This is a genomic window from Streptomyces sp. NPDC088261 (genome assembly GCF_044740805.1).
GTDB lineage: Bacteria > Actinomycetota > Actinomycetes > Streptomycetales > Streptomycetaceae > Streptomyces.
Window position 1 is genome coordinate 31611 of the sequence record NZ_JBIURL010000018.1, and the last position, 15350, is coordinate 46960.

Annotated in this window: 15 protein-coding genes; 7 read left to right on the forward strand and 8 right to left on the reverse strand. The window is 72.3% G+C overall.

The window, feature by feature from the left end:
* Positions 1 to 48: 48 nt before the first annotated feature.
* The 3 genes from ACIODU_RS28105 to ACIODU_RS28115 form a co-directional block, all read right to left on the reverse strand.
* Positions 49 to 1707: a class I adenylate-forming enzyme family protein gene (locus tag ACIODU_RS28105; RefSeq protein WP_401770908.1), complete on the reverse strand. Its 1659-nt coding sequence runs from the start codon at positions 1705 to 1707 to the stop codon at positions 49 to 51.
* Complete coding sequence (locus tag ACIODU_RS28110; protein WP_356432727.1) at positions 1704 to 2468, reverse strand: SDR family oxidoreductase; 765 nt, start codon at positions 2466 to 2468, stop codon at positions 1704 to 1706. Before ACIODU_RS28110 ends, ACIODU_RS28105 begins: the two co-directional genes overlap by 4 nt.
* Positions 2469 to 2655: 187 nt before the next feature.
* Complete coding sequence (locus ACIODU_RS28115; RefSeq protein WP_401770910.1) at positions 2656 to 5523, reverse strand: penicillin acylase family protein; 2868 nt, start codon at positions 5521 to 5523, stop codon at positions 2656 to 2658.
* Between the two features lie 242 nt (positions 5524 to 5765).
* Between ACIODU_RS28115 and ACIODU_RS28120 the strand changes: the two genes are divergently transcribed.
* Positions 5766 to 6377 (forward strand): hypothetical protein, encoded by a 612-nt coding sequence (locus ACIODU_RS28120; RefSeq protein ID WP_356432723.1) that lies wholly within the window; start codon positions 5766 to 5768, stop codon positions 6375 to 6377.
* Positions 6378 to 6493: 116 nt separating this feature from the next.
* Here ACIODU_RS28120 and soxR read toward each other — a convergent pair whose 3' ends face one another.
* Positions 6494 to 6985, reverse strand: a complete 492-nt coding sequence (soxR, locus tag ACIODU_RS28125) for a redox-sensitive transcriptional activator SoxR (RefSeq protein WP_356432721.1) — start codon at positions 6983 to 6985, stop codon at positions 6494 to 6496.
* Between the two features lie 150 nt (positions 6986 to 7135).
* On the opposite strand from soxR, the gene ACIODU_RS28130 reads away from it, so the two are divergent.
* The gene (locus tag ACIODU_RS28130) at positions 7136 to 7597 is read left to right on the forward strand and encodes a MaoC family dehydratase (RefSeq protein WP_356432720.1); all 462 of its coding nucleotides are present in this window, start codon (positions 7136 to 7138) and stop codon (positions 7595 to 7597) included.
* Here the strand turns inward: ACIODU_RS28130 and ACIODU_RS28135 are convergent.
* Positions 7594 to 8034, reverse strand: coding sequence for a VOC family protein (locus ACIODU_RS28135; RefSeq protein ID WP_401770915.1), 441 nt, complete (start codon positions 8032 to 8034; stop codon positions 7594 to 7596). The genes ACIODU_RS28130 and ACIODU_RS28135 overlap by 4 nt on opposite strands.
* Before the next feature lie 223 nt (positions 8035 to 8257).
* Here ACIODU_RS28135 and ACIODU_RS28140 point away from each other — a divergent pair, with 223 nt between their 5' ends.
* Genes ACIODU_RS28140 through ACIODU_RS28150 form a run of 3 tightly spaced genes read left to right on the forward strand, consistent with a single transcriptional unit; the run spans position 8258 to position 11045 of the window.
* Positions 8258 to 9697 (forward strand): aminotransferase class V-fold PLP-dependent enzyme, encoded by a 1440-nt coding sequence (locus ACIODU_RS28140; protein WP_356432716.1) that lies wholly within the window; start codon positions 8258 to 8260, stop codon positions 9695 to 9697.
* A 35-nt stretch (positions 9698 to 9732) separates the two neighbouring features.
* Positions 9733 to 10353, forward strand: a complete 621-nt coding sequence (locus ACIODU_RS28145; protein ID WP_401770918.1) for a hypothetical protein — start codon at positions 9733 to 9735, stop codon at positions 10351 to 10353.
* Complete coding sequence (locus tag ACIODU_RS28150; RefSeq protein ID WP_401770920.1) at positions 10350 to 11045, forward strand: DUF6875 domain-containing protein; 696 nt, start codon at positions 10350 to 10352, stop codon at positions 11043 to 11045. The genes ACIODU_RS28145 and ACIODU_RS28150 overlap by 4 nt, the downstream gene beginning before the upstream one ends.
* 85 nt (positions 11046 to 11130) lie before the next feature.
* On the opposite strand, the gene ACIODU_RS28155 is transcribed toward ACIODU_RS28150, so the two are convergent.
* From ACIODU_RS28155 to ACIODU_RS28165, 3 genes are all read right to left on the reverse strand, one after another.
* A complete protein-coding gene (locus ACIODU_RS28155) occupies positions 11131 to 11760 on the reverse strand; it encodes a TetR/AcrR family transcriptional regulator (RefSeq protein WP_401770923.1) in 630 nt (209 codons plus the stop codon).
* A 64-nt stretch (positions 11761 to 11824) separates the two neighbouring features.
* On the reverse strand, positions 11825 to 12112 hold the full coding sequence (locus tag ACIODU_RS28160) for a YiaA/YiaB family inner membrane protein (RefSeq protein WP_401770926.1): 288 nt from the start codon (positions 12110 to 12112) through the stop codon (positions 11825 to 11827).
* Between the two features lie 137 nt (positions 12113 to 12249).
* Positions 12250 to 13413, reverse strand: a complete 1164-nt coding sequence (locus tag ACIODU_RS28165; RefSeq protein WP_401770929.1) for an acyl-CoA dehydrogenase family protein — start codon at positions 13411 to 13413, stop codon at positions 12250 to 12252.
* Positions 13414 to 13507: 94 nt separating this feature from the next.
* Between ACIODU_RS28165 and ACIODU_RS28170 the strand changes: the two genes are divergently transcribed.
* Both ACIODU_RS28170 and ACIODU_RS28175 read left to right on the forward strand, forming a co-directional pair.
* Positions 13508 to 14149, forward strand: a complete 642-nt coding sequence (locus ACIODU_RS28170; RefSeq protein ID WP_401770932.1) for a TetR/AcrR family transcriptional regulator — start codon at positions 13508 to 13510, stop codon at positions 14147 to 14149.
* A 200-nt stretch (positions 14150 to 14349) separates the two neighbouring features.
* Positions 14350 to 15270 carry a DMT family transporter gene (locus tag ACIODU_RS28175; RefSeq protein ID WP_401771070.1) on the forward strand — a complete coding sequence of 307 codons (921 nt, stop codon included), beginning with the start codon at positions 14350 to 14352 and terminating at the stop codon, positions 15268 to 15270.
* Positions 15271 to 15350: the final 80 nt, after the last annotated feature.

The following is a 15350-nucleotide window of genomic DNA, read 5'->3' on the forward strand; positions in this document are numbered from 1 at the left end:
TGTCCGGACCGCACTCCGGACGGACTCCCGGCGTGACTGAGACGCATCTCACCCCGAGAGAGAACGCAGTTCCCGCCTGAGGATCTTCCCACTCGCCGTCTTGGGCAGTTCCTCCAGGATCTCGACCTCGCGCGGGTACTTGTACGCGGCCAGCCGCTCCGCGCAGTACGCGCCCAGCTCGCCGGGCTCCGCCGACGTGCCGGGGCGCAGGCTGACGTACGCCTTGACGCTTTCGCCCCGGTACGCGTCGGGGACGCCGACCACCGCCGCCTCGCGCACGGCGGGGTGGGTGTACAGCACGTCCTCGACCTCGCGCGGCCAGACCTTGAACCCCGACGCGTTGATCATGTCCTTCTTGCGGTCGACCACGTACAGCCAGCCGTCCCGGTCCATGAATCCGATGTCACCGGTGCGCAGTTCCCCGCCGGGGAAGGTCTCCCCGGTCGCCTCGGGCAGCCGCCAGTAGCCGGGGACGACCTGCGGTCCCCGTACGGCGATCTCGCCCTGCTCGCCGAACGGCACGTCCTCGCCCGCCTCGTCCACGATCCGTACGACCGTGTCCGGTCCCGGCACGCCGACCGACAGCGTGCCGGAGGCGGGGTCCACCGGTGCTTCCCGCTCGGGCGGTACGGAGGCGCAGGGCGCGGTGCACTCGGTGAGCCCGTAGCCGTTGCGCAGGTACGGACCGAAGCCCGCGCGGAACGTCTCGACCAGCGCGGGCGGCAGCGGCGCCCCGCCCGACGAGATCACCTGGAAGGACTCGAAGTGGCCCGGGGTCGCGCCCGGGTGGGCGGCGAGCGCCATGAACGCGGTGGACGGGCCGACGGTGTACGCCGGGCGGTGTTCGGCGAAGGCGTCGAGCACCACGCCGGGGTGGAAGCGGTACGCGAGGACGAGGGTGCCCGCGTTGGTGAGGCAGGCGGCCAGCTGGCAGACCATGCCGGTGATGTGGAAGAGCGGCGCGAGCGCGAAGTAGCGGGCGCCCGGCGCGAGCGGGTGGCCGGCGCGCTGGCGTTCCGCGTTGACCATGATGTTCGCGTGGGTGTTCATGGCGCCCTTGGGCCGGCCGCTCGTCCCCGAGGTGTAACTGATCAGGGCCACGTCCCCGGCGGCGGGACCGCGTTCGGCGGGCGCCGGGAGACCCCGGCTCGCGACGGCGAGCAGGTCGTCGGTGTCGGCGGGCACGGGCAGCCGGTCGAAGGCGAGGACGCGCGGGTCGTCGCGGGTCTGGAGGTCGCGTTCGCAGGTGGTGAGGACGATCCGGACGGACGAGACGGCGACCGTGTCGCGCAGGAACGCCTCCCAGGACCGGTCCGCGCAGACCAGCGCGGTGACCTCGGCGTCGGCCAGGACATGGCCGACCTCGGCCGACTTGTACATGGGGTTGACCGGGACGACGGTGGCGCCGGCCTTCCACGCGCCGAGCAGCGCGAGGACGAACTGCGGGCTGTTCTGGAGCATGATCGCGACCCGGTCGCCGCGCCGCAGGCCCCGCGCGGCGAGGTGGCCGGCCACGGAGTCGGAGAGCGCGTCCGTCTCGCGGTAGTCGAGCCGGCCGTCGAAGTAGGCGAGCGCGGTGTGGTCCGGGGTACGGGCCACGGCGGCGCGCAGCGCGTGCACCACGGAGTCCGGCGGGTGGACGGGGGCACGCTGGGCCTCGGTCAGCAGGTGGAGCCAGGGTTTGGCCGCGTAGCCGGACGCCGTCATTCCGCCGCCTCTTCCCAGGCGCGCTGGACGCGGTTCATCCCGCGCAGCCAGCGGTCGGGGTCGCCGGCGCGCGCCTGGGCGTAGCGGGCGACCTCGGGGTGCGGGAGGACCAGGAAGCGGTCCTCGGCCATGGCGGTGAACAGGGCGTCGGCGACCGCCTCCGGCTCGACGGCGGTGGGGGCGAGGACCAGTTCGCCGGCGGTGCCGGACGCGGTGAGCATGTCCGTACGGACGCCCTGCGGGCAGATGGCGTGGACCTTGAGGCCGCGGTGCCGGTAGGTCAGGGAGAGCCATTCCGCGTAGGCGAGCGCCGCGTGTTTGGTGGCGCTGTACGGCGCCGCGCCGATCATGGTGAGCAGTCCGGCGGCCGAGACGGTCGAGACGAACCGGCCGCTGCCGCGCTCCAGCCAGTCGGGCAGCAGGGCGCGGACCGCCCGGACGTGCGCCATGACGTTGACGTCCCAGGCGTCCGCCCATATGTCGTCCCCGGCCAGCCCGTCGCCGCCCGAGCCGAGGCCCGCGTTGGCGCAGTAGATGTCGACCGTCCCGCCAAGGGCCTCGCGGGCGGCCTCCACGATGAGGGAGGCGTCACCGGGGACGGTGAGGGCGCCGATGCCGTCGGCGACGGCGGTGGCCTTGTCGGCGTCGAGGTCGTTGACGACGACCTTCGCCCCTTCGGCGGCGAATCTGCGGGCGAGGGCGGCGCCGATGCCGCCGCCGGCTCCCGTGACCACAACCCGCGCACCCTGCACCGAACTCATGGGACCTGCCTTCCGGGCCTTCCGGCCATCCTGCCGCGGGGCGGTGCCGGCCTCTGCGCCGACCTCAGCAGACTAACCAGTCGGTATGTTCGGGGGAAGCCAGTCGGTATGTTCCGGGGAAGAGAGGGCGGACGACGACGTGCCGGACAGGCCGTGGTGCGGCCTGTCCGGCGTTCGCGCGCGCCGGTCAGCGGTGCGAGGGGAACTCCACCACCTGCTGGTACGTCGGCCTGTTCTGCCAGCTGATCGTGGGGTGGGTGATCCCGCCCAGCGCCCGGTGGATGATCGCGTCCGAGCACCACTGGTCACCCGCGCCGCAGCTGTCGTCCCCCGGGTAGACCTGGGCGGCGGGCACCGCCACGGCTGCCTTGAGGGTGGTCAGCAGTGTGTCGCGGCAGGTGCTCAGCGTTCCGTTGCCGCAGTACGTACGGGGTGAGGGGGCCTGCACCGGGTCGCCGAGGACCTGCCTCAGGTCCTTGTCGACGTACCCCCACCAGCCGTACTGGAAGGCGGATCCGCCGTGCGCGCCGGTCGGCCCGTGGGAGGCGGCCGGTGACTCGTCGATGGGCAGCGACGCGGTGAACGCGCCGTACAGCTCGTCGCCGAGCCCCGGCTCGAACTGCGCCTCGACCAGCCGGGGCCACCACGCGTCCATGATCCGCACGGCGGTGGCATGGGTGTACGTGTGCGATCCCTGCGCGGTCTCCCGGCGTTCGGACCCGGCGGCCCGCCACGCGTCGAGCTGCTGCACGGCGGTGTTCAGCTGGGGGTCGGTGACGGCGGAGGACCTGATGACCTTGAGCAGTTCGGGCAGCACCTGTTCCCCGCGCAGGTCGGTCAGCGCGGCGTCGGCCATCGCCCGGGTGAGCGAGGCGCGGGTGACTCCCCCGGTCGCGACCAGCTTCTTCACCCGGCCGTCCAGCAGGTCGCCCCGGTGGACGGCGCCGAAGCCGAAGGCGGCCGTGTTGTAGTCCTTGGCCTGCCGGTTGTTCCACGAGATGTAGTAGTCCTGCCCGGTGGACCGGGGATGCTCGGCGGGCGGGGTGTACGCGGCCGTGTTGAACGCCGGGTCGTAGTCCTGCCATTCGTACGCGGGCTCGGCCCTGACGGGCAGCGCGGCGTCCACGCCGGCCGCGCGGACCGGGTTCAGGCCGCTGTTGTAGAAGGCGGCGGTGCGGGAGTCCGCGTAGAACCAGTTGAAGGCGTAGCCGATGCGCTGCGCGGCCTCCTGGAAGGACGCGGCGTCCGTCGTCTGCCCGGGGTCGTTGAGCATCTGGAAGCCGATGATCGAGTCGGCCTCGTGCCGGTAGGTGGTGCGCAGGGAGGTGTACGCGACGGGCTTGCCGCCGACGGTGGCGCGGTGCGTGACCAGGCCGTACTTCGTCCGCCAGACCTGGAGCCGGTACGAGCCGGCGGCGGTGGAGTCGGCCACCGACGGCTTCCAGGAGTTGACGCGCTCCATCTTCTCCATCGGGGTGCAGACGGAGCGGTAGAGGTAGTGGGCGGAGGCCCTGGTGGCCGGGGAGCCGTCCGGCTCGCACAGCTCGATCGCGTACGTGTCGGTGATGTCCTGGGCCGCCGAGGTGGCGCTCCACGCGTAGTCCTGGCTGCGGCCCATCTGCACGTACATCCCGACCCCGGCGAAGGCGACGCCCCGCGCGCTGATGCCGGGGCCCTGGAGCTCCTGGAGCATCATGAGCTGTGGCGCGAAATAGCCGGTTTGCGGGCCGAACACGGCGACGGGATTGCCGCTGGCGGTGTGCGCGCCGGAGACCAGCAGGGCGTTGGACATCCCGCGTTTCGGGTCGAGCGAGCCGGGCGGGACGACTCCGTCGTCGAAGATGCCCTGCGCGGGCCTGAGCTTCTTCGGGGCGTTCACGGGGGCCTTGGCGCGGGTGACGGCCGAGCCGGTCCTGTCGTACACGAGCGGTTCCGCCTGGACGGAGCCGCGGTCGGGCAGGGCCGTGCCGCGCGGCTGCGCGGGTTTCCGCGCGTACGGGAAGCTCTCGCCCCCGTGGAGGGTGAGGACGGCCTCGGGGTCGTCGCGCTGGCGGAAGGACTCCCAGATCTCGGTGCCCTCGGCCACGCCGTACTTCTGCTGGGCGGCGAGGAGGGAGAGCGCGGCCTGGACCTCGCCGCCGCCTCCGCCGCCGAACTGGCCGCCGACGACCGACGCGATGGAGATCAGGTCGGTGATCCTGAAGGGCTGGATCTCGCCCACGTTGGTGATCGAGTCGATCTTCCCGGTGAGGACGTACTCGCCGGGGAAGTAGCGGCCGTCCTTGGACTTCTGGCGGTAGGCGTTGATGCCGTCGACGTACGCCTGGGCGTCGGCCATGGCCAGCTCGCCGCGCTCCCCCTCGGTGGTCCTGATGCGGTCGACCTGGGCCTGGAGGTCGGCTTCCGTGTACGGGGCCGAGGGCCAGAACTGCTGCTCCAGGCCCTGGTTGGCGAGGGCGCCGCCGGCGAAGGACGTCAGCTCGCCCCGGCCGATGTGGCGGAAGAGGTCCATCATCCAGAGCCGGTCCTGGCCCGCCGCGAAACCGGCGCCGAACTCGGTGCCGTACCGGGTGGTGCCCTTGATGTGGGGCACGCCGGTCTGCTTGTCGCGGGTGATCGTGACGTCCGGGCGCGGGGTGGTGACGGACTCGACCTGGCCCGCCGGGACGCCGAAGGAGGCGTCGTTGAAGAACGTGGTGAGGGTGGCGTCGGTGAGGGTGTTGCGGCCGGCGACCAGCGCGTCGTACCGGGCCAGCTGGTCGGAGCTGTGGGCCGGATGGGTGCCGAACAGGATGTTGCCGAGGATGTCGGCGAGGGTCGCGTTGCCGTTCTCGCCGGGCGGCAGGATGTCGTCGCACTGGCTCGCGCAGTGGTCCGCCACGGGGACGGCGGCGGGGAGGGAGTCGGGGTCGGCCGCGGCGGCCCGGGACGGTGGGGAGAGCAGGGCGGCACCGAGCGCGAACACCGCGGCGGCGGTGAGGGCGGTGGTGGAGAGGGTCCTGGTGGCCGGTCGGGCGGGAGTGGCGCTCGTGAGTCTTCCGGTGCGTCGTCGCATGAGGGCTCCTCGGAGAGGCCGATGCGCCGGACGTTACTGCCGGTAGGACCCATCAGTAAGATGAACACCAGTCACCTTTTCCCGGCCGCAGATAAGAGTTTTCTGTGAATCCGCCTCGAACATTGCTCGATAGGGGGCGTTATGGAAGTTTCGTTCCCGCCAGTTGTTTTTTGATGGATCCGAACGGGGCAGGCGTACGTCCATTCCTCAACGCCGAGGTATCAGCGACGGAGGTGGCATGCATGGCCAAATTCCGGAGTCTTGCGAGACAGGTGCGTGACCCGGGGTGCGATCTGGCCTTGCGACGGTATTCACTGCGCAAGTGCCTGGAACGATTCGCCCCTTACGGTCACCGGGCGACCTGGGACCATCTGTGCGCGCGGCACGGCATCGGTCCCGAGGACCGGGCGCCGGACCCGGCACGGCTGGTGGCCGCGCTGGACGAACTGGAAGAGGCGCGGGACGTGTGGCTCGCGTACGAGGAAGAATTCGCGGAACGGCGCAAGCGGGAGAAGCACGACGGGCTGCGGAGGCCCGGGAGTTTCGACGACTGGCACCGGCGGACCTGGGGCGGCAACGGTGTGGCCCGGTGCGACGATCCGGCGGTCCACCCGTCGCAGTCGCTCGCCGAGGTGCTGCGCCGGCTGATCTCCGGACTGGAGTCGGGCCCGGGAGCGGCCTGCCCGGTCTGCGCGGAGCGGGGCATCGTCTGGCAGCCGGATCTCTCCAACGAGCCGTGGTCGGGACCGGTCTGCCGGGGCTGTGGCATCGTCGTGCCGCAGCCCGTTCTCACGTCCGAGGCCCTGGCCCGCGCCAAGAAGGCCCGGCTCAAGGAACTGGCCTCGGCGGCGTGACCCCCGCGCCGCCGCGGCATCGGTGAGGTGCCCGGTACCGGAGTGGTGCCGGGCGCGCCTGTCCGGTGGCCGCACGGACGCGCCGCGGACCGGGTGACGGCGGTGCGCCCGCCCGGTCAGGGTGCGGCGCACTCCTCGCTCGCGGGCGGCGGGAGGCGGCCCGGCAGGAGGCGGGAGCCGGTGAGCCGGTCGCCGAAGACGTCGTCCGGGTTGGAGAGCACGCAGTTCTCCAGCGAGAGACAGCCGCAGCCGATGCAGTCCGTCAGATGGTCCCGGAGCCGGCCGAGCTGCTGGATGCGCCGGTCCAGCTCGGAGCGCCAGGTCTCCGAGAGGCGCGCCCAGTCCTCGCGGTTGGGGGTGCGCTCCTCCGGCAGCTCCGACAGGGCGTCCCGGATCGTGGCCAGCGGGATGCCGACCCGCTGGGCGGCCCGGACGAAGGCCACCCGGCGGAGGGTGTCCCTGCTGTAACGGCGCTGGTTGCCGCTGGTCCTGCGGCTGCTGATCAGCCCTTTGGCCTCGTAGAAGTGCAGGGCCGACACGGCGGCGCCACTGCGCGCGGACAGCTGACCGACGGTGAGTTCATGGATCTTCTCCGGAATCTGCGGCACCCCTCGGAGCCTACTGTCCCCGTGCGGGGGCGCATGGAGCCGCTTGGAGTCGCGTTGACAGAAGCACTTCCGGCCGCCCATGCTGAGCAAGCGCTTAGACACCACGGGACGCGTCGAGAGCCGGACACTTCGAGAGGCAGGCACGGGGACATGGCTGAGCCGAGGATCTTCACCTCCGCCGAGGAGCTGCGCGCCGGGGTCGGCGAGCAGCTGGGCCACAGCGACTGGCTGGAGGTCGACCAGAAGCGGATCGACCTCTTCGCCGAGGCCACCGGCGACCACCAGTGGATCCACGTGGACCCGGAGCGCGCGGCGGCCGGGCCCTTCGGCACGACGATCGCGCACGGCTATCTGACCCTGTCGCTGCTGCCGGTGTTCGTACCGCAGATCATCGCCGTCGAGAACGTGACCATGGGCGTCAACTACGGCACCAACAAGGTCAGGTTCCCCGCCCCGGTGCCGGTCGGCTCGCGGCTGCGCGCCTCGGCCGTCCTCCAGAGCGTCGAGGAGGCGGGCGGCGGCGTACAGCTGACCGCCCTCGTCACCGTGGAGCGCGAGGGCGGTACGAAGCCGGTCTGTGTGGCGGAGTCGGTGTCGCGGTACTACTTCTAGGACAGTTGCTGGGCCAGGCCGACGATGATGCCCTCCGGGCCGCGGACGTAGCAGAGCAGATTGCTGTCCTCGTACCGCGCGATCTCACCGAGCACCTCCGCGCCGTGCGGGCGCAGCCGGGCGACGGTGTCCTCGATGTCGTCGACGGCGAACATCACGCGGTGCGTGCCCAGGATGTTGTGCGGCCGGTCGCGCGGCCCGGCGGGGGCCGCCTCGGGGCTGAGGTACTTCGCCAGCTCCAGCCGGCCGTGCCCGTCCGGGGTCCTGACCATCGCGATGTCACAGCGGACGCCGTCAAGTCCGGTGCACCGGTCGGCGAAGGCGCCCTCGACCCGCGCCGTGCCCTCCAGCTCCATCCCGAGCTCCAGGAAGAACGCGACGGCGGCGTCCAGGTCCTCGACGACGATGCCGACGTTGTCCATCCGCTGGATCGCCATGCTGATCTCTCCTTCTGCTTTCGTCCTCGTGCGGCCCGTGGTGGCCTCTCACATCCCCGGGACGGAGCCGGTGGCGCGTTCTCGACGTTCCTGAGCCCACCCTAGGACGCGTGCGCCGCCACATTGCGCGGTGCTTGCGGGTGCCCCCGTATACGTACTCGTGCCTGCGGCGCGGCCGTGCGGCGCGTCGTACGTCCGAGTCGTATGCGGGGGAGAGCTGACCGTGGATCTGCGCTACTGGTTGCCGCGCGCGGTGGAGGTGGCCGAGCGGTTCGGCGAGCAGTTCGGACCGTTCGAGCCGCACGCCGCCCACCAGGTGGACGACGCCGCCTTCGGTGAGGCGTTCGGGCGCTTCGCCAAGCGGATGGACGACAACTACCCCTTCTTCCACCCCCGTTACGCGGGCCAGATGGTGAAGCCGCCGCACCCGGCGGCCGTGGTCGGCTACCTCACGGCGATGCTCTTCAACCCCAACAACCACGCGGCCGAGGGCGGCCCCGCCACCACGGAGATGGAGCGCGAGTGCGTCGCCGCGCTGGCGGGGATGTTCGGACTGCCCGCGCACGTGGGGCACCTCACGACGAGCGGCACGATCGCGAACCTCGAAGCGCTCTACGTGGCCCGCCTCCTGCACCCGGACCGGGGGATCGCGTACAGCTCGGAGTGCCACTACACGCATGAGCGGATGTGCCGCGTGCTGGGCGTGGAAGGGCATCAGGTCGGGGTCGACGCGCACGGCCGGATCGATCTGGACGCGCTGGAGGCGTTGTTGCGTACGGGCCGGGTGGGCACCGTCGTCGTGACGACGGGCACCACCGGTCTGGGTACGGTCGACCCCGTCCACGAAGTCCTCCCGCTGGCCCGGCGGTACGGAGCGCGGGTGCACGTGGACGCGGCGTACGGCGGTTTCTACGCCCTGCTCGGCCGGTCGGACGCGGCCGGCGGGACGGATCCGCGGCCCGACGGGACCGGCAGCGCGCCCGGCGGGGCCGGCCCCCGGCCCGGTGGCATCGACCCCCGGCCCTGGCAGGCGATCTCCGCGTGCGACTCCGTGGTGGTCGACCCGCACAAGCACGGCCTCCAGCCCTACGGATGCGGCGCGGTCCTCTTCGCCGACCCGGGGGCCGGACGGCACTTCGCGCACGACTCGTCGTACACCTATTTCACCGAGGCCGAACTGCACCTGGGCGAGATCAGCCTGGAGTGCTCGCGGGCCGGCGCGGCGGCGGCCGGCCTGTGGCTGACGCTCCAGCTGCTCCCGCTGACCCCGGACGGATTCGGGGCGATCCTCGCCGCCGACCGCCGCGCGGCCCTGCGGTGGGCGGACCTGATCGAGGACTCGCCGGCCCTGGAGCTCTACCAGCGGCCCGACCTCGACATCGTCACCTACTTCCCCGCGACCCGGCCGGCCACGCTGTCCGCCGTGGACGCAGCGTCCGCCCGTCTCCTGCGAGACGGCATGACCGCTCCCGAGGAGCCGGTCTTCCTGAGCGTGCTGCGTACGGACGCCGAGGCGTTCGTCCGCCGGCATCCGCGGATCGTCCGCGACGCCGAAACGGCACGGGTGATGCGCAGTGTCCTGATCAAGCCGGAGGCCGAGCACTACCTCGACCACCTGCACGCCCGGGTGGAGCAGCTCGCGGTCAGCGGCCGCGAGCGGTAGTCCCGGCCCCCGCAACGCCTTCCGGAGGGAATCCGTTGTCCACGATCGAACGTCCGCCGCGCGGTGTCCTGCGCCGTCCCGCCAGGTCCGATACGGACGCTCTGGCCGCACTGATGGCCGAGGCCTTCCACGACGATCCGCTGACCCGCTGGATCATCGCGGACGACGCGCACCGGGCCGAACTGCTGCCCGGCTTCTTCAAGGTCTTCATCGAGATCTCGCACGACTACGACGGGGTGTCCGTCTCGCCCTGCGGCAACGCCGTCGTCCTGTTCCTGCCTCCGGGCGCCTCCCAGGAGGTGGACCGGCGGGAGGACGAACTCGCCGCGCGGTTCGGCGCGGTCCTGGGTGACCACGCGACGGCGCTGGGGACCATCGTCCGCCTCCAGGCCGAACGCCACCCGGCGGAGGTCGACCACTACTACGCGTCGTTCGCCGCCGTACGCGGCTCGCACCGGCGGCGCGGGCTGCTCTCCGCGCTGCTGGCGGAGCTGCTCGTACGCGCCGACCGGGGCGGGTACGGCACGTACGCGGAGACGAGTTCACCGGGCGGCGAGGCCTCGTGCCGGGCGGTGGGCTTCCGCCGGCTGGGCGAGGACATCGTCCTCCCGGACGGCGGCCCGTCCCTGCGGCCGATGTGGCGGGACCCCCGGTGAGCGGCGGCGAGGTGACGCTGCCGCCGGTGGGCGGCGACGAGGTGACGAGCCCCCCGGTGGACGGCGACGAGCGCATCCACGTGTGGTCCGCGGCCGAGGTGGCGCGGGGCGAGGTGCCGGCCAGGCACCTGCCGCACCTGCGCGAAGTCCTCGACTGGAGCGGGGACTTCCTGGTCTCCGGCCATCCCGAGCTGGGCCGGGGCGGCCCGGTGTGCCCGTACACCCAGCCGTCCCTGCGCAAGGGCCTGTTCCATCTGGCGGTGCCGGCCGACGACCAGGAGGAAGACCTGTCCGCCGCTGTGGGCTCTCTACGCGCGTGGCACGAGCGGATCTCGGCGGACCTGGACGACGACGGCCGCGAACTGCTCACCCTGCTGCTGGTGTTACCGCAATTCGACCGCTCCGACTCGGCCGAGCTGGACGAACTCCAGCGCAAGGCCAAGGACGAGTTCGTGGCCGACGGCCTGATGATCGGCCAGTTCCACCCGGTGTGCGACGAACCGGGGCTCTGGAACACCGACTTCCGCCCGCTCCGGGCGCCCGTGCCGCTGCTGGCGGTACGGAAGCTCCTCCTCTTCGACCTGCCGTTCCTGATCACCGACGACACGCACCTCGACCACTACCTGAAGCGCTTCGCCCCTGACCTGCCGGCCCGCGTGCGCGGCCAGTTGGTCAGCCGCCTGGTGCCCTGATCCGGAGGCGGGGCCGGTGCCGTCCCAGGGCGGCACCGGCCCCGCCGCCGCCTCCTCCTGGCGTGGGTGGACCGGAACCCGGCGCTCACTGCTTCCGGGCCGTGACCATCCGCAGGACGAGGTCCGCGTAGAGCGCGCCGACCTCGTCGGCCGTACGGCGGCCCGCCACGTTGAACCAGCGGGCCACGTCGATGCAGAGGGACAGGACGGCGAGGGTGGTGCCCGGCACGTCGGGGACGTCGAACTCCCCGTCCCGTACCCCGTCGGTCAGGATGCGCCGCACCACGGCGTCGCTGCGCCGCCGCAGCTCCACGATCTCCGCGCGGTGCTCGGGGGCGAGCGCGTCCAGCTCGTACTGCACGACCCGCGCGGTCGTGTGCCGCTCGGCGTGCCAGCGGACGAAGCGGCGGACGACCTCGTCGAGCCGCCGGGTCGCCGTACCGCCGCCGTCGGCCGCGTCGGTGAGCAGGGCGAGCGCCCGGTCGTGTCCGATCCTGCTGATCCGGTGGAGCAGCTCTTCCTTGGTCTTGAAGTGGATGTAGAGCGCGGCGGGGCTCATCCCGGCGCGGCTCGCGATGTCGCGGGTGGTGGTGGCGTGGTACCCACGCTCGGCGAACGCCTCGACGGCGGCGACCATCAGCCTCCTGGCCGCCTCCGGGGCGACGTCGGCCCAGGGCGTGTCCTCACCGTCGCCCGCGTGCTCCACCGTACGCATCGCTCATCCCTTCGAGTCGGCAGAAGGGTCACCCTACCCGGGAGGGTGAGCAAGCGCTTAGAGCTCAGAGCTTCTGGAAGGGGTCGTGGTCCGCGAGGATCTTCTCCAGCCTGGCCTGGTCGACGCGGCTGACGATCTGGCCGGCCTCCTGGCGGTCCCTGATCACCTTGGCGAGGGTGAAGGCGGAGGTGGTGAGGTAGAGGACCGCGATGGCGAGGAAGCCCCGTACCCACGCGTTGGCGTCGAGGCGGTAGATGCCGATGGTGATGGCGGCGAGCGCGAGGCCGAAGGAGAGGACGGCCTGTCCGTAGTAGGCGCCGGTGTTCTGCTGCTTGACGGGTGTGTCGGTCATGGGGACAGCATCCGCGTGCCGGGGCGGCGGCCGCATCCGCTGCCGTACTCAGGCGGTACTCAGGGCGGCTCGGCCCGTACGTGCGCGGCTGCGGCTTCCGCCCCGGCACCGACTGCGGCTGCGGCTGCGGCTGCGGCTCAGAACGCCGAAACGCCCGTCAGCGCGCGGCCGATGATCAGTTTCTGGATCTGGCTGGTGCCCTCGTAGAGGGTCATCACCCGTGCGTCGCGCAGGAGTTTGCCGACCGGGTACTCGTCGATGTAGCCGTAACCGCCGAAGACCTGGAGGGCGTTGTTGGCGGACCGTACGGCGGCCTCGGACGCGAAGAGCTTCGCCTGGGAGGCGGCCGTCGCGAACTCCCGGCCCCGGTCGATGAGATCGGCGACCCGCCAGGTGAGAAGCCGCGCCGCGTCCACGTCGACCGCGATGTCGCTGATCAGCTCCTGCACCAGCTGGTGGTGGGCGATGGGTTTGCCGAACTGCTCGCGCTCCCCCGCGTATCCGACGGCCGCGTCCAGCGCCGCCCGCGCGATGCCGACGCAGCCGGCGGCGACCGACATGCGGCCCTTGGCGAGCGCGGACATCGCGACGGAGAAGCCCTTGCCCTCGGGGCCGAGCAGCGCGCCGGCCGGGACCCGTACGTCCTCCAGGACCAGTTCGGCCGTGGGCTGGCCACGCAGCCCGAGCTTGCCGTGGAGGGTGCGGCGGGTCAGGCCGGGGCTGTCGGCCGGGACGAGGAAGGCGGAGATCCCCCGGTGGCCGGGGGTGGTGTTGGTGCGCGCGAAGAGGAGGACCACGTCGGCCCAGGTGCCGTTGGTGATGAACATCTTGGAGCCGCTGATGATCCAGTCGGCGCCGTCGCCGCCGCCGTCCCGTACGGCCTTCGTGGTGAGGTTTCCCGCGTCGGAGCCGGTGCCGGGCTCGGTCAGCCCGAAGCAGCCGAGGGCCTGGCCCGAGGTGAGCCGGGGCAGCCACGCCCGCTTCTGCTCCTCGTCGCCCCAGGCGGCGACGGTCTTGGCGACCAGCCCCAGCGAGACGGAGACGATGCCGCGCACCGACGAGTCGCCGCGGCCCAGTTCCTCGGTGACCAGGCAGTACGTGACGTGGTCGCCGCCCGAGCCGCCGTACTCCTCGGGGATCGTGAGCCCCAGGAAGCCCAGCGTGCCGAGCTTGCCGACGATCGCCCGGTCGACGCTCTCGTCGCGGTCCCAGTCGACGACGAAGGGGGTGATCTCCCGGTCGACGAAGTCCTCGGCGAGCGTGCGCGCCGCCTCCTGCTCCTCGCTCAGCTCAAGGTTCACCGAAGGACACCCCCTTGGTCAGCTGGTCGCCGATCGGCCGACCAGCCTTAATTAGCACTGCTAGTTTCCTGTCGCCACGCCTACTATGAGTGCCATGGCCAGACCGCGCAAGCCCCTCCTAAGCCGAGAACTCATCGTCGGGGCGGCGAGCGCGCTCGTGGACGCGGAGGGGCTGGAGGCGGTCTCCACGCGGCGGCTCGCGGCGGAGCTGGGGGTGAGCGGTCCGTCCCTCTACAACCACTTCCGTACCAAGGACGAGATCCTTGAAGCGGTCGCGGACGCGGTCAGCGCGCAGGTCGACCTGTCGATGTTCGACGAGAGCGACGGCCGCGACTGGCGTACGGCGCTGCACGACTGGGCCGTCTCCTACCGGGCCGCCCTCACCGACCACCCGCACATCGTGCCGGTGCTCGCGCGCGGTCCCGGGCGGCGGCCGGCCGGACTGCGGGTGGCGGACGCGGTGTTCGGGGCGATGGTCCGGGCGGGCTGGCCGGCGGCGCAGGCCACGTACATCGGCGCGCTGATGCGGTACTTCATCACGGGCTCGGCGCTGGGCTCGTTCGCCCGGGGGTTCGTGGACGACGCGACGGCGTACGACCCGGCGGACTATCCGCACCTGGGGCAGGCGCATCTGCTCGCGGAGCGGCAGGAGCAGGTGGACGAGGGGGCGTTCGAGACGGGGGTACGGGCGCTGATCGACGGGCTGTCGGTGCAGTACGAGGCGATATTGCGGTGAAGGGGGCGGGGTGCTGGGGCGTGCCAGACGCCGCGGGCCAGGCGCCACGTCACGGACACGCCCCAGGGCGTACGTTCTCGGGCATGACGAACCCCGCTCGGACCGACCCGGTGGCGATACCGGCGTCTCCGCCCGCCCCTGCCTCTTCCCTTTCCGCTGCCTCTTCCCCTTCCCCCACCCCTTCCGCGCCCGCGCGGTGGTTGCCGCTCGCCGCCGCGGGGGTGACTGTGGTGCTCTGGGCGTCGGCCTTCGTGTCGATCCGCAGCGCCGGTTCCGCCTACTCGCCGGGGGCGCTGGCGCTCGGGCGGCTGCTCGCGGGGGCGCTGGTGCTCGGGGTGGTGTGCGCGGTACGCCGCGAGGGGCTGCCGCCCCGGGCCGCCTGGCGCGGGATCGCCGTGTCGGGGGTGCTGTGGTTCGGCGTCTACATGGTGGTGCTCAACTGGGGTGAGCAGGAGGTCGACGCGGGCACGGCGGCGATGGTGGTGAACATCGGCCCGATCCTCATCGCCCTGCTCGGCGGGAAGCTGCTCGGCGAGTCCCTCCCGCCGCGCCTGCTGGCCGGGATGGCGGTGTCGTTCGCGGGCGCGGTGGCGGTGGGGCTGTCGATGTCGGGCGAGGGGCACGCGTCGGTGCTCGGAGTGGCGCTGTGCGTGCTGGCGGCGATGGCGTACGCGAGCGGGGTGGTGGCCCAGAAGCCGGTGCTGGCGCACGCGAGCGCGCTCCAGGCGACGACGTTCGGCTGCCTGATCGGCGCGGTGGCCTGCCTGCCGTTCGCGGGGCAGCTGATCGGGGAGGCCGGCGACGCGCCGCTGTCGGCGACGCTCAACATGCTCTACCTGGGCGTCTTCCCGACGGCCCTGGCCTTCACGACCTGGGCGTACGCGCTGGCGCGCACGACGGCGGGCCGCATGGGCGCGACGACGTACGCCGTGCCCGCGCTGGTCGTCCTGATGGCCTGGCTGACCCTGGACGAGGTCCCGGCCCTCCTGACCCTGGCGGGCGGCGCCCTCTGCCTGGCAGGCGTAGCCCTCTCCCGCTCCGGCCGCCGGGAGCGCCCGGGCGGGGACGTGGCTCCGACTCCGCCGCCGGTCCGACCGGGCGAGGGCGCACCGGCGAAGTGAGGCGATCCCCGGCGCGCGGTGCGGGGCACTTGGCGCCCGCGACCGCAAGGCGGAGGACCGAGGGCGTACGGGCCGGACTC

Excerpts from the sequence above, each read along its gene's own strand:
- ACIODU_RS28105 (WP_401770908.1), bottom strand. The coding sequence starts at position 1,707 with ATGACGGCGTCCGGCTACGCGGCCAAACCCTGGCTCCACCTGCTGACC.
- ACIODU_RS28110 (WP_356432727.1), bottom strand. The coding sequence starts at position 2,468 with ATGAGTTCGGTGCAGGGTGCGCGGGTTGTGGTCACGGGAGCCGGCGGC.
- ACIODU_RS28115 (WP_401770910.1), bottom strand. The coding sequence starts at position 5,523 with ATGCGACGACGCACCGGAAGACTCACGAGCGCCACTCCCGCCCGACCG.
- ACIODU_RS28120 (WP_356432723.1), top strand. The coding sequence starts at position 5,766 with ATGGCCAAATTCCGGAGTCTTGCGAGACAGGTGCGTGACCCGGGGTGC.
- ACIODU_RS28130 (WP_356432720.1), top strand. The coding sequence starts at position 7,136 with ATGGCTGAGCCGAGGATCTTCACCTCCGCCGAGGAGCTGCGCGCCGGG.
- ACIODU_RS28135 (WP_401770915.1), bottom strand. The coding sequence starts at position 8,034 with ATGGCGATCCAGCGGATGGACAACGTCGGCATCGTCGTCGAGGACCTG.
- ACIODU_RS28155 (WP_401770923.1), bottom strand. The coding sequence starts at position 11,760 with ATGCGTACGGTGGAGCACGCGGGCGACGGTGAGGACACGCCCTGGGCC.
- ACIODU_RS28160 (WP_401770926.1), bottom strand. The coding sequence starts at position 12,112 with ATGACCGACACACCCGTCAAGCAGCAGAACACCGGCGCCTACTACGGA.
- ACIODU_RS28170 (WP_401770932.1), top strand. The coding sequence starts at position 13,508 with ATGGCCAGACCGCGCAAGCCCCTCCTAAGCCGAGAACTCATCGTCGGG.